This window comes from Paenibacillus kobensis NBRC 15729, assembly GCF_004000825.1.
GTDB lineage: Bacteria > Bacillota > Bacilli > Paenibacillales > Paenibacillaceae > Paenibacillus_T > Paenibacillus_T kobensis.
Genome location: NZ_BILZ01000027.1, coordinates 44,702 through 66,661, shown reverse-complemented (window position 1 = coordinate 66,661; position 21,960 = coordinate 44,702). Strand labels below are relative to the sequence as shown.

General features: G+C 54.3%; 22 protein-coding genes. 18 read left to right on the top strand and 4 right to left on the bottom strand.

The window, feature by feature from the left end; translation table 11 throughout:
- The first annotated feature begins 94 nt into the window (after window positions 1–94).
- The 10 genes from PKO01S_RS16490 (at window position 95) to PKO01S_RS16445 (ending at window position 6,451) form a co-directional block, all read left to right on the top strand.
- A complete protein-coding gene (locus PKO01S_RS16490) occupies window positions 95–382 on the top strand; it encodes a Dabb family protein (RefSeq protein WP_127532531.1) in 288 nt (95 codons plus the stop codon).
- A 176-nt stretch (window positions 383–558) separates the two neighbouring features.
- Window positions 559–981 carry a DUF86 domain-containing protein gene (locus PKO01S_RS16485; RefSeq protein ID WP_127532530.1) on the top strand — a complete coding sequence of 141 codons (423 nt, stop codon included), beginning with the start codon at window positions 559–561 and terminating at the stop codon, window positions 979–981.
- Between the two features lie 139 nt (window positions 982–1,120).
- Window positions 1,121–1,801, top strand: coding sequence for a helix-turn-helix transcriptional regulator (locus tag PKO01S_RS16480; RefSeq protein WP_127532529.1), 681 nt, complete (start codon window positions 1,121–1,123; stop codon window positions 1,799–1,801).
- A 206-nt stretch (window positions 1,802–2,007) separates the two neighbouring features.
- The gene (locus tag PKO01S_RS16475) at window positions 2,008–2,508 is read left to right on the top strand and encodes a DUF948 domain-containing protein (RefSeq protein ID WP_127532528.1); all 501 of its coding nucleotides are present in this window, start codon (window positions 2,008–2,010) and stop codon (window positions 2,506–2,508) included.
- Window positions 2,508–2,969: a YtxH domain-containing protein gene (locus tag PKO01S_RS16470; RefSeq protein WP_127532527.1), complete on the top strand. Its 462-nt coding sequence runs from the start codon at window positions 2,508–2,510 to the stop codon at window positions 2,967–2,969. Before PKO01S_RS16475 ends, PKO01S_RS16470 begins: the two co-directional genes overlap by 1 nt.
- 261 nt (window positions 2,970–3,230) lie before the next feature.
- Window positions 3,231–4,046: a glutamate racemase gene (gene racE, locus PKO01S_RS16465; RefSeq protein WP_127532526.1), complete on the top strand. Its 816-nt coding sequence runs from the start codon at window positions 3,231–3,233 to the stop codon at window positions 4,044–4,046.
- 174 nt (window positions 4,047–4,220) lie between these two features.
- A complete protein-coding gene (locus PKO01S_RS16460) occupies window positions 4,221–5,429 on the top strand; it encodes a M14 family metallopeptidase (RefSeq protein ID WP_127532525.1) in 1,209 nt (402 codons plus the stop codon).
- 111 nt (window positions 5,430–5,540) lie between these two features.
- On the top strand, window positions 5,541–5,780 hold the full coding sequence (locus tag PKO01S_RS16455) for a hypothetical protein (RefSeq protein WP_127532524.1): 240 nt from the start codon (window positions 5,541–5,543) through the stop codon (window positions 5,778–5,780).
- Between the two features lie 125 nt (window positions 5,781–5,905).
- Entirely contained in the window at window positions 5,906–6,208 is a 303-nt protein-coding gene (locus tag PKO01S_RS16450) for an iron-sulfur cluster assembly accessory protein (protein ID WP_127532523.1), read from the top strand.
- 18 nt (window positions 6,209–6,226) lie between these two features.
- On the top strand, window positions 6,227–6,451 hold the full coding sequence (locus PKO01S_RS16445; protein ID WP_127532522.1) for a DUF1450 domain-containing protein: 225 nt from the start codon (window positions 6,227–6,229) through the stop codon (window positions 6,449–6,451).
- 84 nt (window positions 6,452–6,535) lie between these two features.
- On the opposite strand, the gene PKO01S_RS16440 is transcribed toward PKO01S_RS16445, so the two are convergent.
- From PKO01S_RS16440 to PKO01S_RS16430, 3 genes are all read right to left on the bottom strand, one after another.
- The gene (locus PKO01S_RS16440; RefSeq protein WP_127532521.1) at window positions 6,536–8,569 is read right to left on the bottom strand and encodes an LTA synthase family protein; all 2,034 of its coding nucleotides are present in this window, start codon (window positions 8,567–8,569) and stop codon (window positions 6,536–6,538) included.
- A 203-nt stretch (window positions 8,570–8,772) separates the two neighbouring features.
- Window positions 8,773–10,296 carry a TerD family protein gene (locus PKO01S_RS28830; protein WP_164779637.1) on the bottom strand — a complete coding sequence of 508 codons (1,524 nt, stop codon included), beginning with the start codon at window positions 10,294–10,296 and terminating at the stop codon, window positions 8,773–8,775.
- A gap of 157 nt (window positions 10,297–10,453) precedes the next feature.
- Window positions 10,454–11,602: a THUMP domain-containing class I SAM-dependent RNA methyltransferase gene (locus PKO01S_RS16430; RefSeq protein ID WP_127532520.1), complete on the bottom strand. Its 1,149-nt coding sequence runs from the start codon at window positions 11,600–11,602 to the stop codon at window positions 10,454–10,456.
- Window positions 11,603–11,834: 232 nt separating this feature from the next.
- On the opposite strand from PKO01S_RS16430, the gene PKO01S_RS16425 reads away from it, so the two are divergent.
- Window positions 11,835–12,464: an O-methyltransferase gene (locus PKO01S_RS16425; protein WP_407669660.1), complete on the top strand. Its 630-nt coding sequence runs from the start codon at window positions 11,835–11,837 to the stop codon at window positions 12,462–12,464.
- Window positions 12,465–12,855: 391 nt separating this feature from the next.
- On the opposite strand, the gene PKO01S_RS16420 is transcribed toward PKO01S_RS16425, so the two are convergent.
- Window positions 12,856–14,067: an MFS transporter gene (locus PKO01S_RS16420; RefSeq protein ID WP_127532519.1), complete on the bottom strand. Its 1,212-nt coding sequence runs from the start codon at window positions 14,065–14,067 to the stop codon at window positions 12,856–12,858.
- Between the two features lie 286 nt (window positions 14,068–14,353).
- Here PKO01S_RS16420 and hemE point away from each other — a divergent pair, with 286 nt between their 5' ends.
- The 7 genes from hemE (at window position 14,354) to PKO01S_RS16385 (ending at window position 21,902) form a co-directional block, all read left to right on the top strand.
- Window positions 14,354–15,427 carry a uroporphyrinogen decarboxylase gene (gene hemE, locus PKO01S_RS16415; protein WP_127532518.1) on the top strand — a complete coding sequence of 358 codons (1,074 nt, stop codon included), beginning with the start codon at window positions 14,354–14,356 and terminating at the stop codon, window positions 15,425–15,427.
- Window positions 15,420–16,379, top strand: a complete 960-nt coding sequence (gene hemH, locus PKO01S_RS16410) for a ferrochelatase (RefSeq protein ID WP_127532517.1) — start codon at window positions 15,420–15,422, stop codon at window positions 16,377–16,379. Before hemE ends, hemH begins: the two co-directional genes overlap by 8 nt.
- 292 nt (window positions 16,380–16,671) lie before the next feature.
- Complete coding sequence (locus PKO01S_RS16405; protein WP_127532516.1) at window positions 16,672–18,033, top strand: CapA family protein; 1,362 nt, start codon at window positions 16,672–16,674, stop codon at window positions 18,031–18,033.
- A gap of 23 nt (window positions 18,034–18,056) precedes the next feature.
- The gene (locus tag PKO01S_RS16400) at window positions 18,057–18,791 is read left to right on the top strand and encodes a glycerophosphodiester phosphodiesterase (protein ID WP_127532515.1); all 735 of its coding nucleotides are present in this window, start codon (window positions 18,057–18,059) and stop codon (window positions 18,789–18,791) included.
- Between the two features lie 61 nt (window positions 18,792–18,852).
- Window positions 18,853–19,752, top strand: coding sequence for a DUF92 domain-containing protein (locus tag PKO01S_RS16395; protein WP_127532514.1), 900 nt, complete (start codon window positions 18,853–18,855; stop codon window positions 19,750–19,752).
- A gap of 402 nt (window positions 19,753–20,154) precedes the next feature.
- A complete protein-coding gene (locus PKO01S_RS16390; protein ID WP_307719835.1) occupies window positions 20,155–21,162 on the top strand; it encodes a LacI family DNA-binding transcriptional regulator in 1,008 nt (335 codons plus the stop codon).
- Window positions 21,163–21,197: 35 nt separating this feature from the next.
- Window positions 21,198–21,902: an ABC transporter ATP-binding protein gene (locus tag PKO01S_RS16385; RefSeq protein ID WP_246070596.1), complete on the top strand. Its 705-nt coding sequence runs from the start codon at window positions 21,198–21,200 to the stop codon at window positions 21,900–21,902.
- Window positions 21,903–21,960: the final 58 nt, after the last annotated feature.

Below are 21,960 nucleotides of genomic sequence, written 5' to 3'. Positions count from 1 at the left end.
GCCTGTATCGGTAACGTTATTATGCGACAATGGCCGTCCGATCATGCGAGGGGCGAAGGGCGGCTGAATGACATAACAGGAGTGATAATAGCCAATGATAACGCACATCGTCATGTTCAAGCTGAAGGACCGCAGTCCGGAGAGCGTCGAGCGTACTGCACAAGTGCTCCGCGATATGGAGGGCAAGATCGAGGAACTGAAACATTTGGAGGTCGGATTGGACGTGCTCCATTCGGAGCGTTCGTATGATATTGCACTGATCACGAAATTCGAGTCTATGGAAGCGCTGGAAGCGTACCAAGTGCATCCGGTTCATAAAAAAGTAATCGAGCATATGACGCAAGCGCGCGAAGCATCGGTCAGCGTCGACTTCGTAAGCTAAGGAGCGGAAGACGCATGGGTGACGTATTCGAGCTGCTGACCTATCTTATCATTGTTATCGTCAGCAGCATTATTATGGTCGCATGGCTGAAACGCCGGGGACGCCGCTCGGACTCGAGCCGGGACGCGGAATAACGGAAAGCCGATTGCGGCAACAGAAAGGAGCAGCAGCCGAACATGTATTACGTGAACGTTGATCAGATCCGGCAGCGGCTGGATGCGATTCCGGCTATTGTGGAGACGCTGTCTGTCTTGTCTGCCCGTTGGAGCGGATCGCTGCTGGAAGGAATGGCACAGGAGAGGGCGCTTCATCTGGCCATCGAGACGGTGACGGACGTGGGCAGCTTTCTCATTGACGGCTTCATTATGCGGGATGCCAGCAGCTATGAGGATCTCGTCGACATTATTGCCGAGGAGAATGTATTGCCAGAGGGGCTGAGTGCACCGCTGTCGGAGCTTGTGAAGCTGCGTAAGCCGCTCGTGCAGAATTATTACGAATGGCCGCGCGCTGAGCTTCATCCGCTCTCGCCTAAGCTGCCCGAGCTGCTGACAGGCTTCAAGTCAGCGGTCGAGCAATATTTGGAGCGGGAACTGCGCTAGAATGTGAAAGCCTGCTGCCGGTATGCCGGCGGCAGGCTTTTTTTGCGGATCAAGCGCCGGTTACCCATACAATGCAAATTTACGAAAGCCGTAAAATCGGTTACAATGTGTCGTAAAAGCAGGAGAGGCGGTGGGGAGGATGAAACGAAGCGAACGCAGGGACGAAACCGGTCATCCCCCACTTCGCAGCGAACGGCCGACGAGGCAGACGATTATTGGACTGCTGAAGACGAGAGGCGCTCAGAGCGCCGGAGAATTGGCGGCCAGTCTCGGTCTGACAGAGATGGCGGTCCGGCGTCATTTGTATGCGCTGGAGCACGACGGGTACATCGAGCAGTCGTCCGTCGTACGGGGGGCCGGAAGGCCGAAGCATATGTATGCGCTGACGCCCGAGTCTGAGGAATTGTTCCCGAAAAATTATCACGGCTTAACGCTCGAAATGCTCGATGAGCTGTCTTCTGACGAAGAGACGGCCCCGCTGATCGATAAGCTGTTCAAGAGCCGCAAGGGCAAGCTGCTGGAGCGCTACGCTCCCCGCATGGAAGGCAAGGAGCTGGAGAACCGGGTATACGAGCTTGCCGCTATTCAGAACGCAGGCGGTTATATGGTGGAAGTCGAGTGTTTGGAGACAGACCAATCCTATCGTCTGCATGAATATAATTGTCCGATCGCTCAAGTCGCGAAGCCTTATCAGCAGGCTTGCGCCTGCGAGCTGCAGCTGTTCGCCGACTTATTGCAGACGAAGGTGGAGCGCACCGAATGTCTAGCCAAGGGCGGAGGCAAGTGCACGTACGTCATCGGGTCTGCAGCAGGCAATTGAACGAAAACAATATTGGATTACATTCATAGTTAGGCATTTACGGAACATCGCATCGTCCTGCAGAAGGACGTGCGGTGTTCTTTTTTTTGTCTGGCTCCTGTCCGCTTGCTGTGTCGTGACGAGCCCAATGTGCTTATACTGTCATTACAAAATAGGCATTCGTCTATTTCCACCGGAGAGGCGACGCGGGAAAGGAGCGAAAGGTCATGATAACGGAATGGTGCTTAATTGCCGCAACGGTCATATTCGCCGTTCTGACGGCAGGTCTGCTGATCGGACTTAAAAACATCGTGAGCCGAATCGTGCTCATGCAGCAATCATCTCAGCGGTTGGAGCTGGATGTGCGGACGCTGATGGTTAAGCTGCAAGGGACGACCGAGCGGGCGGATAAGACGCTGGCGCTGGTCAGCGATCAACTGAAGGCAGTAAGCGGCTTGTTCCAAGCGGCTTCCCTGTTCGGCGAATCGGTCGAGAACGCTTCGGCAGCCGTCAATTCGATGACAGCGGCATTGTCGAACAAAGCGAGGCAGCAGGCGGAGCGAATCGAGAACAAGAAGCTGCGCGGGCTCGATGAAGCGCTTGATTGGGCGGAAGTCGGCATGACGGCTTGGCAGCTGTGGCAGTCCGTTCGTGACAAAATTGCGAAAAAGCCCGCATGCTCCGGGGAGGGCGATGGGTACGATAATCGTGGAGGGAGCGATTCATAATGGCAAAATCGACAAGTACGAAAGGCTTTTTGCTCGGAGCGTTGGCAGGGGCGGTTGTCGGTTCGGTAACGGCACTGCTGTTCGCACCGAAATCCGGTAAGGAGCTTCGCAGCGACATCGCGGAAGGCGCGCACAAGGTAGGCGACACGACGTCGCGTTTCGCCCATCAAGTCGGTGAAACGACGGGCCGTCTGGCTAAGCAAGTGGGAGACGGCGCGTCGGAAGTGGCTGACCGGGCGAAGCAGGCTGCATCGAATGTCATGGCGAACGTCAAATCGTGGCGCGGCGGTTCGGACATTGAGGAAAAGCTGGAAGAGGCAATAGTCAGCACTCTGACAGCTGGAATCGAATCGTCCGAGCAAGAGGAAGTTGCGGCTAACGCGCTCGCCGTATTGGAGCCGGAGACAGAACAGATCGAAGAAGCACAGCCTGCCCAGGCACTGCAGACGATCGGTTACTAAACAAGCATGCGGAAAAAGGCGGCCTCGGCAAGGCGGCCTTTTTCCGCATGCTATGCTGCGCCAGACGACAGGGATAACCCTGGCTTCACCGGAAGCATGGCATGCAGCAGTAAAGAAGCATCGCTGTTGCTGCATCGGCCATCGGCCTGATTGTCATCCGCCGCTCATCCGCTGGGGTGCTGACAATATAGGTACATTTCATAGTGGAGCTTCATATGCTATTGAAACCTGTATAATTGTTGAACAGAAAGCGGTGTGGATGTGCAGCAGCCGATAGCAATATTAGATTCCGGGGTTGGCGGATTAACGGTTGCCAAGGAAGTTATGAGACAGCTCCCACGGGAGAGAATCGTCTATTTCGGCGATACCGCTCGCACGCCATACGGACCGAGGCCGGCCGGCGAGGTCGTTCGCTTCACGGAAGAAATCGTCGATTATTTGGTGCAGTATGATCCGAAACTGATTGTTATAGCTTGCAATACCGCAACAGCGTTCGCGCTGGAACATGTCAAGAAGCAGGTGAAAGTGCCCGTCGTCGGTGTGATTCATCCCGGTGCACGCGCGGCGCTTGGAAAGACGGATTCCGGCGTTGTCGGAGTGATTGGCACGGATGGTACGATTAAAAGCAGAGCATATGAAACGGCATTAAAGCAGCTGTCACCGGATGTGCACGTCGTCAGTCAAGCATGCCCCGCATTTGTACCGCTTGTCGAGCAGGGAAACTTCCGGTCGGAGGAAACGTATGCGGCCGTCCGGTCCGCGCTTTTCCATCTGCGGGAATATCCGTTCGATCTCGATTGCCTCATTCTCGGCTGCACGCATTACCCGTTCCTAGCCGAGACGATCAGCGAAGTTATGGGCCCGAGAGTAGCGCTTATTAGTTCGGCGGAAGAGACGGCTAGGGAAATTCGTTCCGTTCTGCAAGAGCAGGGAAAGCTAGCGGCAACGAGATTGATGCCGGTACACCAGTTTTTTTGCAGCGGGCAGCCGGTCATGTTCAAATTTATTGCCCAGCAATGGCTAGGAGAGCATATTGAGCTGACGCCTGTCGTATGGCAAGTATCGCATATCGGTTGAATAAAACAGAAGGGCAGCGGCAAAGCGGCCGGATGACGGCAGCTTGGCGGCATGCCCTTTTTGGGTATGGAATGAAAAGCATTTCGCGTTCGTTGCATGAGCGGTCCAGCTGGTGAATAACATGTATGGATAAGCATGTATTTGGACTGACTGAACGTGAAGGGAGGAAATCCCGTGCTTTCTTACACTGTCCGGCCTGGAGATACGCTGCTGCGCATCGCACGGCATTTCGGCATATCCGCTGCGTCAATGCTTGCTTGCAATCCGCGTCTTACGGAGGGCGAACCGATCCCTCCTGGCATTGTCCTGCGTATTCCGTCTGCCTCTGACGTCTGGTACACCTTGCAGGAAGGCGACTCGCTGGAGCGGCTGTCGTCTTTGTTCGGTGTCGCGGCATCCGCGATTGAAACATCCAACCGAGGAATTCCGGCCGGCGGCTGGACACCCGGTACACTGCTGCGCATTCCAGCAGGCCCGCCGAACCGAATCGTCGATGCGAGGGCGGAGTATGGACCTGAAGAGGTGGCAAGAGATTGCCGGCTGCTCGAAAGCCAATACAGCGGCTTAGTGGAGACGGTTGTAATCGGACAAAGCGTGCTCGGCAAGCCGATAGCGGCGCTTAAGCTTGGGAAAGGGGCACGTTGCATTCATGCGAACGGCTCGTTCCATGCCAACGAGTGGATTACTAGCGCGCTGCTCATGACATTCGCTGAGGATGCTGCCAGAGCTTATGGGTCAAGCTGCATGTGGCGGGGGGCTGACATGAAGCAGCTGCTTAACGAGGTGTCGCTATGGCTTGTACCGATGGTCAATCCCGATGGAGTAGAGCTAGTGCAGGAAGGGCTGCATACCGGGCACCCGTTGTACGATCAGCTGCTAGCGATGAACCGGGGCTCGCTTCGATTCGGGCGCTGGAAGGCGAATGTGAGAGGCGTCGACCTGAACGATCAATTCCCGGCCTATTGGGAAGAAGAGTGCAACCGGCGGGGGACGCCTGGACCCGGTCCGCGCGATTATCCGGGTCCTAAGCCGCTTAGCGAACCGGAAGCTGCGGCAATGGCAGCGTTCACCGATGAACGGCGGTTCGATCTGGTGCTTGCGTTCCATACGCAGGGACAAGAAATTTATTGGAACTATCGGGACTATGAGCCGGAGCAATCGGAATGGCTGGCAGGCAGGCTCGGCCAAGCGAGCGGATACTGTCCGGTGAAGCTGACCGGCAGCGATGCCGGCTACAAAGATTGGTTTATTCACAAGTACCGGAAACCGGGTTTCACGATTGAAGCGGGCATCGGAGTCAATCCGCTGCCGCTCAGCCAGTTCGACGACATGTATGACGAAGTTGCCAAGCTGCTGCTGGAGGCGATGAGCTGGCGGTTGTAGACGGAGCAGAGGATCGGATATAGCATGGAGGCACGGGCCGCTGAACAATAGGTTTAGCGGCCTTTGTGCGCGTGGTATACTGTATATAGTATAGGAAGGAGATGAGAACGGATGAACAAATGGCTGTCGCTCCGCCGTTGGAAGGGGACGCTCGTTCGCGTCTACCGGCTGTTGAAGGAGCCGCGCATTCCGCTTCGAGACAAGCTTATCTTTATTATTCCAGTCGGGCTGTATTGGGTGCTGCCAGACCTGTTGCCGATTCCATTCCTGCCGATTGATGATATTGCTGTTACACTGCTAGCGGCAGGCGGGTTCGCCGGATGGATGGAGCGCAAGCACGGCATTCATTAGACAAAGGCCAAATGCAAGCAAGCGGATTGCAGTTTATGGGTTGAACTTATGCGGTGCATTCTATACAATGATTAAGATAAACGTGCTTAGATCGTCACCAACCAAGATTGAAGGAGAGAATAACAATGAAATGCAAAATATCGCGCGCGGCAGCCAAAATGCTCCGCACGGAACTGGACAAGCCAGAGAACGAAGGCAAGCTGCTTCGCATTCATGTTACCCATGCGCATGGCGACCATGCTCACTATGGCATGTCGATTGACACGCCAGGAGACAACGATGAAGTCGTGGCGACGGATTCCGGCATTGATGTCATTTTGGAGAAAGGCGTCGATTTCTTGGACGGCGTACGCGTCGATTACTTCTACGTGCCGCAAGAAGGCTTTGCATTGTCGAATCCTTCGCGGGGCAACCACGGCGATCATTAATCGCGGCCGCCGAACATTATGCCTAACGACATACGTATTTGCGACAAATGCAAGCATATCCGCGTAAAGACGATGCTGCCGAAGTTGGCGAAGCTCGTCCCGGAATCGGAAATTAAAGTCGGCTGCAAGTCTTACTGCGGTCCTTGCGCCAAGTACCCTTTTATTTTTATTAACGGACGGTACTTGAAGGCGGCGACGGAAGACGAAGCAATCGAAGCAGCGAAGAAATACATTAAGCCTTAACAGGCAACAAGAAGGCCCATCCTCATTCCGCCGGGAATGAAGGATGGGCCTTCTTGCGCTTGTTAATAACGTTTGCTAGGAGTATTAATTGGCGGCAGGCGCGACGTTCGCGCTCTTCGCGTCCGCAGCGCTGCGGGCGTTTAACCGGCCGATAATGTTGTACGCCACCGTCTCGTCGGATATGCGAAGTTCCTCGCGTGCTTCCTTCGCACCGGCAATGCAGCCCGCGATATCGACTTGGCCGCCAGTGTTGGCGTCATAGCAGGTGCCGTGCTCGAGGATGCCGTCGGTCGGCGCCATGTAGAACACGTTGCCGTCCGTGAACGCTCCGCTGCGGTAGACGACTTTTTTGCCTTCGAGCGGCTTATCCAGAATGAGCGGCGTACCGACCTTATGCAGATCTGCACTGGAGATGCCAAGCAGATGCATAATCGTCGGCGAGACGTCGAGCTGGCCGCCGACGTTATGGTAAGTGCCCGCATGGCCGCCGTCCGGCAGATGGACGATGAACGGAACTTCGTGGAGCACCTGCTGGCGCTCGTTCTCGTTCATTGGATGGCCGATCAACTGCTCGAAAGGCGCCCAGTCGCGAATGGAGTTATCGTGATCGCCGTAGAACAGGAAGACCGTATTGTTCCATACGCCTTCCTCCTTCAGCTTCGTAATAAAGTTGCCCAGCGATTCGTCAACGTAATGAACCGCCTGCAAATAGTCGCCGAACATCGTGCCTTTGAACGACCCGACGTCGAGCTTCTGATAACGGGCAGGCAGCGCGTACGGATGATGGCTCGACAACGTAATCAGGAACGAGTAGAACGGCTTCTTCTGCTCACCCATAATTTCCGCCGACTGCCGGAAGAACGAGTTGTCGCCGATCGACCAGCCAAGCGGCTCGTCGTTGACGAAATGGGTCCGGCTGTAGAACGTATCGTACTTCATCCGGTAATACATCGTGTTGCGGTTCCAGAAGCCGGCATCGTATGCGTGGAATACCGAAGTCGAGTAGCCTGCCGCTTTAAGTGCCGCCGGCGTACAGTCGAAGTCGTTCTGCGCATACTGAATGAAGATTGAGCCGCTTGGCTGAGGCTGCAGTGAGCATTGGACGGCGAAGTCGGCGTCCGATGTACGTCCTTGCGACGTCTGGTGCGAGAAGTTGTCGAAATAGGCGCTCTCCTTGATTAAGGCGTTCAAGTTCGGCGTAATTACTTGTCCGCCGATCGAGCGGCCGATAACGAAATTCATAAATGCTTCGGCTTGCACCATGATGACGTTGCTGCCCTTATATTCGCCGAAAGTCGGATCGCTTTCTAGCGCGCGGCGGACGTCTCCGCGTTCCTTGAACCACTGCTCCGACTCGTTGATTTGGTCCTCTGTCGCTACCGCCTTATGAATCCAATGCTGATTCGCGTAACGGTATGCGTCGTAGCCGTGGAAGCCGAGAACGCCAGTCACATTGTAGATGGAGACGTTCCACCAATTGCCGACGAACAGGCCGACTGCCCACGTTTTTTTGGCGATGTTAACCGGAACGAACACAAGCGTCACGCCGGCTGCGAAGATGATGAGTGTCATCGAGAGGCGGAACAAAATCCGGCGAAGCATTGGCAACCGCTTCCGGCGGAAGCTTAAGCCGATGTCGGATTCAGGCTTGCGCTTGCGCAGGCCAAGGATCGTCAGTCCGATGAAGATCGGCCAGTCTACGAAAAACCAGATGTCGACTCCATACAAAAGCGAGTAGATACTGTCGCCGAGCGACTCGACTTGACCGGCTTGCATCAATACCGGAACCGAAATCAAATCTTGAAAATAACGATAATAGATGAGATCGGCGAATATGACGAACGTAAGAATAAGGTTAAGCAGCAGAAGAGCAATCATTCTCCCGCGCTTAGGCAGCAGCATCGTCCAGAACGATGCAAGCGCCAGCGAACCGAAGCCGATAATGACGTCGTCGAACGTAATCGTCATATTTTTTACGTTGATATACCGGTCGAACATGACTAGCTTCACGATCATAATCGCATAAAAGGCGATCACGTCTACGGCGATGAATCGCAGCGCAAGTCCGGCTGAAGCTTGCAACCCGCGCCGTGCCGCATTTTGCAACGATCTTTCCATTCCTTGATAAGCCTTCTTTCTTTAAACATGATTAATAAACATTACTCCATTATAGTCCAGTAGCTTGATAATGCAAGGTAAGGGAAGCTGGTAAAGGGATATGGATATTATTGTAGACAATTGTCCACGGGTTAATAGGGGGCTCTGGCGGAATGAATCACAAAAGACGCCCATGCGAAGGCATAAGCGTCTAAATATAACGGTTATTTGGTTAATAATTGCCTAGTAGGAACTTGTAACTTGTCGGCTAAATTAACGAGCTGAGCATGTGTAAACCGTTCCAGTTCTCCTCTTTCCAACCGGGATATTGGATTAGCGCTTTTATAACCAAGCTTTTCTGCCAAATGCTTTTGAGTAATGCCTAAGGTGCGTCGAATTCTCTCCACATTTAGTCCAATTATGTATGCATCGTGGTAGTCGTATGTTTCTTTGGAAGGGATGGTTTGAGCATCAGCCGCAGCTTCAGGGAGCGTATCGACGACCTCGAGTCCGTAATCTAAGCATAGTGCGCGCAAGCCACCAAAATATCCGTTACCGATCGGATTGAATTTCCATTCGCCTTTATATACATAAAGCTCTCCGGCAACGATAGCTGTTTCTCTGGTCAGATCTTCGCCGAATGAATAACTTGCGATTTCATGACCAGTGTGGAAATTTCGCAAGAGGATTCGAATTTCTGAGACTTGATTGAAATGATGGCCTTGTTCTTCTCCTTCGTAAATCGTAAGAGCGAAAGCGATCTTCTGAGTGACCAGGGCAATTCGATCGAATGCAATAATAAACTGCGACATATTGGAGTTTAATTTCGTATAGGCGACAGAACCGTCTCGATTATCAGGATTTCCGTAAAAGATACAATCATCATCTTTGCTGCAAATGCCATGTGCGTTTAATAGAAATGCAGAGCTGTCAATATCAAGATCGGGATTGAGCGAATCCCATTCTAAATGAACGAGAAGTTTGGGCATGTTGATCGTTTTAGTCACGTCAATTTTATGACCTCTGATAAGTCGAATTGATGGATGGGGCTGTTGAGTTGGCTGGACGGGATCTGGAAGAGCGGGAATCGGCGAAGCAATAACCATTGCCGTATCAGGCGTCATATCGGTTTGAATGGCGGATTGTTCCTTCTTCACTTTGTTTGCTGCTGGCGCCGAGAAAGGAGTGTACCCGCCTGTATGCATCCTGCCGATTTTAAATCCATAGGAAATGGATAAGGAAGCAGGGTCGCTGAGTTGGTTGTTATGTAAAAAGTTTATCATCAAAATAGCGCAGGCTTTGGCGTCATCGAGGGCGTCATGGTGATTGAGCGGTATAAAGTGGAGCTTTGCTAAATCATTTAACCGATAGGCAGGCAGGTCGGGAAGAAGTTTTTTGCTTAACAAGTATGTGCAATAGTACTCGAGAGTCGGATATGGGATTGCATAACGATCCAGACAATAGCGGAGTACGCTCATATCGAAAGAAGCGTTATGGGCAATAACACGTTTGCCTTCGAGCATTGGACGAATAGTAGGCCAAAGCTTCTGGAACGTTGGTTTTCCTCTTACCATCGCTGGCGTAATGCCGTGAATTCCAATGTTGAGGCTGTCAAAATGCTGCTCGGGATCGATTAGCCACGATTGATTGTTTACGATCATACCTCCCCGTATCTCAACAAGTCCAACCGAGCATGCACTGGAACGATTCGAATTTGCGGTTTCAAAATCTATGGCCACGAAGTCCATAATAACACTCCTTAACTAAAGTGAGCGATGACACTGAACATAAGTTTCGAGAAAAAGCAACAAATTCCTTCCATTTCAAGAAAGAGGAATTTGTTTAAATAAAAAACCTTCCCATATGAACTCTCGTTAAGAGGCTCATCGGGAAGGCTTGCTTGAACTATTCTTTATTTCTTGGGGGGAGCGGCCCCATGTACTGATACAGCTGGCATTCGATGCGGCCGTTATACAGCTTGCGCCGTTTGTCTGCGTTTCTCGTAAAATGCTGCTCGAAGTTCTTCGACGAGCTGATCGCGAACAGCGACCAGTTCTGCAGCATCAGATAGTTGAAGCCGAGCTGCTTGACCGCTTTCTCCGCTTCCTTCTCGTCGAGAAGGCGCTCGCCGTAGGGCGGGTTCGTCACGATGACGCCGTACGAGCCTTGCGGCTGCGCTTTGGCGACGGGCAGCACACGCAGCTTAATCTCTTTGGCGAAGCCGGCTCTCTTCACGGCTGCCTCGGCGACTTCGATAGCGGACGGGTCGATGTCCGAGCCTGCAATATCGAGCGGGATGTCATCCTTTACCGCGTCGAATGCTTCCTCGCGGGCCTGCGCCCACAGCTCCTCCGGCACGAGCGGCCAATGTTCGCTGTTGAACGAACGGCGAAGCCCAGGCGCGACGTTCCAGCCGATCATAGCGGCTTCGACGAGAAACGTACCGGAGCCGCAGAACGGGTCGTACAGCGGGCGGTGCGGGCCCCAACGGCTGAGCTGCAGGATGGCAGCCGCCATGGTTTCTTTGAGCGGAGCTTCCGTTACGAGCTTGCGGTAGCCGCGTTTGTGCAGGCCAGGACCCGTCGTGTCGAGCGTTAGAAGCGCGCGGTCGTTCAGCATCGTTACTTCGATAACGAAGCGGGCGCCGTCTTCCGGGAACCATTCGGTGCTGTAACGTTCCTTCATTTTCTCGACGATGGCCTTCTTGACGATCTTCTGGCACGCCGGCACGCTGGACAGCTGCGATTTGTGCGAGCGGCCTTCCACCGGAAATTCACCGTTGCCTGGAATCCAGTCCGGCCAATCGAGCGCCTTCGTGCCTTCGAACAGCTCGTCGAACGTCGTCGCTTCGAATTCGCCCATTTTGACAAGTACCCGGTCGGCGGTTCTAAGCCATATATTCGTTCGGCAAATGTCGGCGGGTACGCCGGTAAACGTTACTCTGCCGTTCTCCACTTGCGTATCCTCGTAGCCCAGCTCTTTCAGCTCGCGTGCTACGATCGCCTCCAGCCCCATCGGCGCCGTTGCGATTAATTGAATTGTACGTTCTGTCATAGTCATCCCCGTTTCGTATCCTAAAGCGGCGTCCCGCTCTTACAGTTGTGCGTCGCCGGTCAAAATCATACAATCAAGTATAGAATAAAAAGGTTACCTGTACAAACACGGAGTTGGAGGAACGGCAATGAAAGTCGATGGACAAGCGAAATGGAAAATGAATCTCGATGCAGGGCATACGGGCGGCGCAGGCTCGTTAGACAGGGATAAAGACGTGGCGGAAGCTCCAGGCGTGCTAACACCGGAGACTTATGTGGACGGATTGTTTGCGGCGGACGAGGACTGGGTTGGCGTGCGGGAACGGCTTGCGGCGAACGATATGCCCGACATCTCCGTCGAGCCCGGCTACGGCAGACTGCTGACGCTGCTCGTCCGGGCTTCCGGCGTACGCGATGCGCTCGAAATCGGCGCTCTCGGCGGCTACAGCGGAATTTGTCTGGCACGTGGAATGGCGGCGGGCGGTTCATTGGTATCGCTGGAGCTGAAGCCGGAATTCGCAGAGGTCGCGCGTTCCAGCATGGAAGCAGCCGGTTTCGGCGGCGTCGTTGAGTATCGGCTCGGGGATGCGAAGCTGTCGCTGGCGGCATTGGCCGAAGAAGGCCGAAAGTTCGATTTCTTTTTTATCGACGCGGACAAGGGCGGATATCCGGATTATTTGGAATGGGCGATCAAGCTGGCCAGGCCCGGCGCGATTATTGCGGCGGACAATACGCTGCTGCGCGGCAAAACCATCGACCAGACTCGCAACGGTCCATCGGTTCAAGCGATCCGCGCATTCAATGAGGCCATTGCGCGCGACGAGCGGCTGATCGGCGCAATGCTGCCCGCGTACGACGGGCTGGCGCTGGCCGTAGTGAAGTAACCCGCCGCAAGCGTAAGGGGCGAATAGAGATGAAAATCACTATATCGCCCTGCCGCAGGCGGAGCATGTGATAGTGGTATGTGTACGGATGAGTAGAGATGACCTCTCGGCTCATCCGTTTGTTTTTAGGTAGGAAATAGCACGAATGGGTCATCAATCGAGTTTGCACCACGAATAGAGCAGATAAACCTGCGTTATAGAGCCATAGAGTGAGGTCGGCGTCCGAATAGAGCAGATAAACCTGCGTTATAGAGCCACGGAGTGCAGTCGGCGTCCGAATAGAGCAGAAAAGTCTGCGTTGCTGAGCTAAAGAGCAAGGTTTGTTCATGAATCGTACAGAAATTTAAGAACGATTCTCTCTAAAAGAACCTGCGTGCTCCTGATGCTAGTCCTACGTTCGAGCGGCCGTGCGCTTGCCGCGAAGCAGGCTTTGGTACACCCATAGCGCGTTCGCGAACATCAGCACAGCTGACAGCAGGAACAGTCCTTCGATGCCGGTCCACGCGGACAGCACGCCGCCCGTAATCGGGCCGACCATGTTGCCGAGGCCAAGCGTGCTGCTGTTGAAGCTGAATGCCCGCGTCGCCATCCCTTCCGGCGCATATCGGCGGAGCAGCGCGTTCACCGATGGCACAAGACCGCCAAGGAACATGCCGAGCGCGAAACGGCACAGCAGAAGCTGCCACACCGTATGAACGAACGCCTGCGGAATGAACGCGACGGCTGCGCCGACGAGCGAGACGCCGAGTATCTTCTCCCCGCCGATCCGGTCGCTTAGCTTGCCAAGCAGCGGCGAGGCGATCATGTTGGACAAGCCGGTCACAGAGTTGACGAAGCCGGCGTAGAACGCCAAGTTTTCCGGCGTGCCGTGCAGCCGCTGCACAAACAGCGGGATAAGCGACATCGGACTCATCATCGCGAACTGAATGAGGAACGTCGCTGCCATCAGCGCCGGAATTTGCGGTACGCGGCTTAGCCTGCGCAGCCCTTCTGTAACCGACATCTGCGGCTTGGCTGCCGCCGCTTGCTTATCGAACTTTTCCTTCACGACGATCATCGACAGCAGCGAGGCAAGGAACAGCAGTACGCCGGTCAAATAGAAGATCGGGCGGAATCCGACCGCGTCTGCCAGCAATCCGCCGAAGAAGGGCCCGAGAATCGTCCCGGCTATGCCGCCGGATTGAAGCGTGCCCATCGCGAAGCCCATACGTTCCTTCGGCGTGTTCGAAGCGACGAGCGCAACGGCTGCCGGATTAAAGCCGGAGATGGTGCCGTTCAGCATCCGGAGCAGCAGCAGTTGCCAAGGCGTGGCTGCGAAGCCCATCAATACCATGACGACGGCCATCCCGAAGCCCGAGCGAAGCAGCATCGGCTTGCGCCCGTACCGGTCCGACAGTTTGCCCCAGAACGGCTGGAACAGAAACGAAGTAATAAAGTTGGCTGCAAAAATGACGCTCGTCCATAACGACACGTTGTGTTCGCCATGCACGCCGAGATCGCTCTGCAAATAAAGAGACAAAAACGGAATAATCATCGTCATGCTTCCGTTAACGAGAAATTGGCCGACCCCGAGGACGGCCAAGTTTATTTTCCATCGCTCCAAGATGATCCTCTCCTACTGATCTGGCCTAAATGGCAGTATGATTCATTCCGCTCTATGCGCATGTTCACTAAGTATAACATAATTCGACAAGAGGCCATAAAGGCAGCCAGGCCGAACGAACGGCTGCTGCAGGACATTCGAACGACTAATAGCGTTCACAAATGAAGGGCTGCTTCATACGATTGTCAAACTATTGTCAACGAAAGTCGAAGAGGGACGGTTGTTAGCTCCTTCTAAAACGGGCATAATGGAAACGAAGGGAAATAAGCAGAAATGGGGAACGGAAATGAGCTACAACGACCGATTTATTCGGGCCGTCCGGCAGGAGCCCGTTGATCGTGTGCCTGTATGGTACATGCGGCAGGCAGGACGTTACGACCCCGATTATCGGAAAATTAAAGAAAAATATTCACTGCTCGAAATATGCCAGCAGCCGGAGCTTGCTGCGGAAGTGACGATGATGCCGGTGAAGAAGCTAGGCGTCGACGCCGCTATTCTCTATTCCGACATTATGAATCCGGTGGCATCGATCGGCATCGATTTTGATATTGTGGCGAATGTTGGACCAGTGATTGCGAATCCGATCCGCTCCGCGGCGGATGTCGAACGTCTGAAGCCTATTGATGTGGAAGGCGATCTTAACCACGTGCTGGAGACGATCCGCATTCTGGACCGCGAGCTGGAAGTGCCCCTTATTACGTTCGCCGGCGCTCCGTTCACAATTGCGAGCTATTTGATCGAAGGACGACCGTCCAAAAACTATTTGCGCACGAAAGCGCTGATGTACAGCGAACCGGAAGTATGGCATAAGCTGATGCACAAGCTCGGCGACATGGTCATTACTTATTTGCGTGCCCATATGGCCGCAGGCGGCAAGGCGTTCCAGCTGTTCGACAGCTGGGTCGGCGCGCTTGCGCCGCACGATTTCCGCACATTCGTGCTTCCGACGATCGAGCGTATATTCGCAGAGTTGTCCGATTTGCCGCAGCCGAAAATCTACTTCCCGGGCGTTGCATCCGGCGAGCTGCTTACCGAGCTGCATGACGTGCAGGCGAATGCAATCGGTTTGGATTGGCGCGTATCGATTCCGGAAGGCAGACGTCGTCTTGGCAACAGGTTTGCTGTGCAGGGCAATCTGGATCCGGTCGTGCTGACGGCACCGCAGCAGGTAATCGAGGCACACGCGAAGACGATTATCGATCAAGGACTGCAGCAGCCAGGCTTCGTGTTCAATCTCGGACACGGCCTGTTCCCGGAAGCGTCACTGGACAAGCTGAAGGATCTGACAGCGTTCGTGCACCGGTATTCGGCCGAAGCGATTGCAGCCGGCAAGGCAGAAGGAGCGAGCAGTCATGTCTAACAAAATCGGCGTACTTGTTATGTCATATGGAACACCCCAAAGCATGGACGACGTAGAAGCGTACTACACGCATATCCGCCGCGGCCATGCGCCGACGCCGGAGCAGCTGGAGGAGCTGCGCGGCCGTTATGAAGCGATCGTCGGCGGCGTATTCCCGCTGCGCGAGAATACGGACCGGCAGGTCGCATCACTGCAGGATAAGCTGGAGCAGCTCGCTCCAGGCCGCTATGCATGCTATCAAGGCTTGAAGCATGCGCAGCCTTACATAGAAGATGGCGTTCAACGTATGGCAGAGGACGGTATTACCGAGGCGGTCAGCATCGTACTTGCACCGCACTATTCGATCATGAGTGTCGGTTCTTATAACAAGCGCGCGAAGGAAAAGGCGGCGGAGCTCGGAATCGCGATGTCGTGCGTTGACTCGTATCATCTTCATCCGAAGTTGATCGAGGCTCTGACTGATCGAGTGAAAGACGCTCTTCGTAAGCTCGCCGATACGGCGAAGCATGAGCGCGGCGAGTCGTTCGACGGACGGATGAAGGTGCTGTTCAGCGCCCATAGCCTGCCGGAGAAAATTCGCGAAATGAACGATCCTTACGAGCGTCAGTTGCTCGAGACGTCCGCAGCCGTCGCAGAGGCGGCAGGCGTGACGGACTGGCAGTTCACGTGGCAGAGCGCGGGCCGTACCCGCGAGCCATGGCTCGGACCGGATGTGCTCGATACGCTGCGCACGCTGCGCGAGGAAGGTTATGATGCGGCGCTTGTCGCGCCGATCGGCTTTGTATCCGACCATCTGGAAGTACTGTACGATCTCGACATCGAAGCGAAGGCGTTCACCGCCGAGATCGGCATGTCGATGGAACGTACCGCTATGCTCAATAGTGATCCATTCTATATGGAGACGTTGGCAGACTCGGTCGTCGAAGCGGCAAGCAAGATTGGCACCGAATAGCCGAATACTTGAATGAAATAACGCGAAAAGCGGAGATTGGCAAGGACGGTTCGTGTCTGCAGAAGACCGGACCGGCGGCCGGTCTCCGCTTTTTTGGTGCGGCCGCAAAGAGCGCTTCATGGACGATTCGAATGCTGGTATAATAGGGAAGTCTTCTGTTTGGAGTCTATTAGCGTGAAAATTTCGTCCGAGGTTAATAGCTTTTAGTCAATTGAATAGCTTACCTGCTTTACTGCTTAATTTCTCATCCTCGTTATCCGTGTTATTAGTTCATATCGGAGGTTATTCGATTATGTACGTGTCGCGCTCGGAATCGCACCAGCAGAATAAGAAACGCAAGCAACGCCGCATACGCAAGATTGCAATATTGAATTTGGCTATGATCGCCGTCATTCTAATATTGGCGGCCGTATTCTGGTCTACGTTGTTTCCTGCCGATTCGACGACTGAACCGGAGAAGCAGAACGAAACGGCTGGATCGATCGGCAAGACGCCGGAATCGGAGCCGCCGAATGCCGGCAGTCCGATTGAAGACGGCGGGACGGAGCAGACCGATGATCTGCAGACGGACAAGGGCGGTGCATCAGGGGAAGGAACCGGAGATCAGCAGGGTCAAGCCAGCGGGGAAGGCACTTCATCACCGGGCACTGGCGAAGAGCCGGAGGGCGACAAGGAGTCATCTTCTTCGGATGATCAAAGCGCTTCTTCCGGTGATACAGTGAAGCTTGCCTTCGTTGGCGATATTATGTTAGGTTCCACCGTAGAGACGACGATGCGGAGCAAAGGGCTTGAATATCCGTTCTCCGGCGCTGTCGATTATTTGGCATTGGCCGATTTGACGGCAGGAAATCTGGAGAATCCGATCACCACCAGAGGTACGCCGGCACAAAATAAACAATACGTCTTCAAGGGTGCGCCCGACTTGCTTCCGCCGCTTAAGGATGCCGGCTTCGACGTGGTGTCGGTTGCCAACAACCATACGCTTGATCAAGGCGCCGAGGGACTGCTCGATACGATCAAGCATCTGGATGAAGCCGGAGTGCCGAGCGTGGGCGGCGGCAACGATGATACGGAAGCATATGCTCCTGTCATATTGGAGGCGAACGGCATTAAGGTTGCCTATCTGGGAATAAGCCGTGTGCTGCCAGTGACGGAATGGAAAGCGGATAAGAATCATCCAGGCGTTGCCGAAGGGTATGATCCCAAACGTGCGGTAGCGGCAATTGAGAAGGCGAAAGAGCAGGCCGATCTTGTCGTCGTGATGGTGCATTGGGGCGTTGAGCGGGCGGAGAATCCGGTCGACGAACAAACCAATTTAGGCAAGCAAATGATCGATGCGGGAGCCGACCTGATCATCGGCAGCCACCCGCATGTGCTGCAGGGGTTCGAACAGTATAAGGGCAAGTGGATTGCCTACAGTCTAGGCAACTTTATATTTAACGTCACCGCGACGCCGAGGACGAAGGATACCGGCGTATTGGATGCGGTGTGCACGAAGAGCGGAGAATGCAAGCTGGCCTTCCATCCGATGGTTGCGGATCAATCGAGGCCTGCGCCAGCCGAGCCGGACAAAGCAACGGAAATTATCGATTATTTAAGCCGCATATCCATTGGAGCCAAAGTAGACCAAGACGGTTACATCACTGCACAATGAAGCAAAGCAAAGGGAGTGAAACTGTGCGGAATCCTTGTGTAGCCCATCGGGGATGGTCCGGCCAAGCGCCGGAGAATACGCTCGCGGCGATTCAATTGGCCATGAAAGAGCCGCATCTGTTCTGGATCGAGATCGATGTGCAGCTGTCGAAGGACAACGTTCCGGTGGTCATCCATGACTATACACTCAGCCGTACGACGAATGGGCGAGGCGAAGTAAGGGTGCATACAGCGCAAGAGATGCAGCAGCTCGATGCGGGCAGTTGGTTCGATGAGTCGTTCAAAGGCGAGCCGGTGCCGACGTTAGAGCAGGTACTGGCGTTAACTTGCGGACGATGCCGGCTTAATATCGAGCTAAAGACAGACGGCCGGTATGCGGGATTGGCAGACAAAGTATTGGAGCTCGTGTACAAGTACGGTCTCCAGCATGATACCGTGCTCACTTCGTTCCATCCGCCATCTTTACGGGAGGTGCGCGAGCGTTCGGCGGAAGTGTCTATCGGTCTAATTATCGACGGTTGGAGAGAATCGTTGATTCAGGAATTGAAGGCCATGAAGGGCGATTTCTTGTCGCTTGGCTATCCCCATGCGACGCCAAAGCGGTTAAAGGCGCTCAAGGATGCAGGAATCAAGACGATGCTCTGGACGCTGAACGATACGCGGACGATCAAGAAATATGCAGCATTGGATCCCGATGTTATGATTTGCACGAATTACCCCGACAGATGGCGGGAAGCGGTGCTGCCGAGCAAGAAGTGACGTAACTCTGCGCTTCGATCGGACTGCCATAATACAGGCCTGAAAGGCAAGGCGAGTTTATATGTGGAGCGAATGGTATGAAGGACTGCAATCGACGGCATGGCTGTTCGGTGGAGCGGAAGGACTGTGGGCAAGGGCGGCGATCGGTTCGGCGGGCGGCGTAACGGTTGCCATCCTGGCCGTTCGTTCGCGGTCGCTGACGCGCTGGGGCGCGGTATCGGCGGCCGTTATGGGCACGGGCTATACAGCGCTAGGGGGCTTGCTCTGGTTCGGCGCTCTGCTCGTGTTTTTCTCGACGTCCACGATGCTCTCCCGTTGGAAAAGGAAGCATAAGCGGAAGGCGGAGGCTGAGCTTCTGTATGAGAAAACGGGAGCACGCGATGCTGGTCAAGTGTGGGCGAATGGAGGTGCCGGCTTGGCACTGTGCGCCGCGCATGCCATATGGCCGCATTCAGGCTGGCTGTACGCGTTCATCGGCGTCATGGCGGCTGTCAATGCCGACACATGGGCAACCGAGCTCGGTTCGCTTAGCCGAGTTCAGCCCGTCTCGATCCGGACGGGCAGACGCGTACCGGCAGGGACAAGCGGAGGCATAACGGTTGCCGGCAGTGCGGCCGCGGCGGCCGGAGCGCTGACCATTGGCGTCTTCGCCGCATGTGCGGCGCTTGTTCCCGGCGCTTGGTCGGAAGAGGGACAAACTGGCGCGGTGCTCGGGACGATTGTATTGACGGCGCTGCTTGGCGGCATCGCAGGCGCTTTCGCGGATTCATATTTGGGTGCGACCATGCAGGCCATGTACCGGTGCGAAGGTTGCGGGAAGGAAACAGAACGTCTTATCCATTGCGGCCGCCCGACGTCTGTCGTGCGCGGATTTCAATGGATGAGCAATGATGCCGTCAACATTTTGTCTTCGATCGCTGCAGGCGCTGCGGCACTTGGAATCAGCCGGTTGATCGGCTGATTTTTTGTGCTGCTCGCATGCTTCGCCCCTTTTGTGCTCGGCTTGAATAGGGGACGTGTTCCGAATAATCCTATCAAACAAGCCGTTGCCGCAAGCAAATTTGCAATGGTATACTAGGATGGATTAGGACAGGGAAAAATAAGGAAACATTCACAGAGTATCGATGAGTCGGCTTTGATAGAACTGAATCGAGAGCGGCGCTGCAGCCAATTGCGGACGAACGCTTAGAATAATGGATAACTTACGAAAGACGAACAGAGTTGCTCGGCATATAGTCATTCGTCATTCGTTCGCTCGGCACAGCGGATAAAGGGGCGTCTAAATGACGGCCCTTTTGTGCTACCGGCCCGGGTTCGGCGTGTGGCGGGCACATAATGAAATCATTCCGATTTAGATGAGGTGATGGCTGTGGCTTCGATTACAGATGTGGCCAAGCATGCGGGAGTTTCGGTTACGACCGTATCGAAAGTAATCAACAATTACACCGACGTTAGCGAGAAGACGAGGAAGAAAGTGAACGAATCGATTCGTCTGCTCCGGTATGAACCGAACGTGGTTGCCAGGGGACTCGTGAAAAGAAGGTCGTGGACGATCGGCATTTTACTTCATAATATCATGACTAATCCATTCGTATCGGAACTAATGGCCGGCATGCAGAAAGCACTGGAGTCCAGCGGTTACGATCTGCTGCATCTGACGGCCAATTTCAACGATCCGGACTATTCCGTCGTTCGACACTGCTCGAGCCGCAATGTGGACGGAATGGTCGTGTTCGGCGTGAGCAGAGACCATAAAATCGGCATGGATCTGGTGAAGGCGGAGCTGCCGACGATGTTCGTCGATACCGATCTGATCGGCCGCCGGGCCGGTTACATTACCGCCGACAACCGAAACGGCATCCTGCAGGTCATGGAGCATCTTTACGAACTTGGCCACCGGAAAATTGCGTTCATATCCGGCTATCTGGGCTATGTTGCCGGTCGGACGCGGTTTGAAGGTTATCAACAGGGATTGCGCCAATTCGACCTCCCGTATTATTCTAATTATGTCGAGATATGCAACTTCGATATAAACGGCGGATACGGAGCGATGCAAAATTTGTTAAAGCTGTCTGACCGGCCGACGGCAATTGTCTGTACGTCGGATGTGATGGCGATTGGTGTCATGAATGCGGTTGCAGACGCGGGACTTCGGGTTCCAGACGATATTTCGGTCGTCGGGTTCGACAATACGGCATTCGCATCGATCGTGAATCCAGGGTTAACGACAGTGAATCAGAACATCGTATCGATCGGCGCAAGAGTGATCAAGCAGCTGATTGAGCTTGTCGAGAATCCGGACCAGTCCCCGCCGGTGCTCGTCGAGGAAGTCGAGCTTATTATCCGGCAATCGACAGCAGCCCCTCGGTAAAATTATTGCTGCATATGAAGAAGGAGGGCAGGCAGATGACGGCGCCACTAGTGCGTGAATCGATGGTAACAGCCGATAGAGTTACACGCATATTCGGCAAAGGCGAAGGCGCAGTGACCGCTTTGAACGCGATCAGCTTTACGGCACAGAAGGGAACGATCACGGCACTGCGCGGACGCTCGGGGTCGGGGAAGACGACGCTTCTTAACATTATCGGAGCGCTCGACCGGCCTTCGGACGGCAAGTTATGGCTGCAGGGCGAAGAGTTGACCGCGATGACGGAGAAACAGCGCAATGCGCTTCGCCGACAGCGGATCGGACTTGTGTTTCAGTCTTTTGGATTAATGCCTTTGATGTCAGCCTATGAGAATGTTGAATTCGGACTGCGCATTGCAGGCGTGCCTTCGTCCCGAACGAGAAGGATGGCCGAAGAAGCGCTTGAACAAGTCGGCATGAAAGAACGCATGAAGCATCGTCCCGGCGAATTGTCGGGCGGCGAGCAGCAGCGGGTTGCAATTGCAAGGGCAATCGCTCATCAACCCGTGTTGCTGTTAGCGGACGAACCGACTGCGGAATTGGATTCTAAGACCGGATTGACGGTTATCCGGCTGTTCCGCGAGCTAGTGGAACAGCTTGGGACGACTATTATTATGACCACGCACGATCTAAGCGTGCTCAGTATGATGGATCAGACGATCGCACTGGAGGATGGGCATATTGGTAAGATCAATGTCGAGTAGTATAAGAACGGCTGCGCTAATCTTCGGAACGTTATGCCTCATAATTGCAACGTTGTCA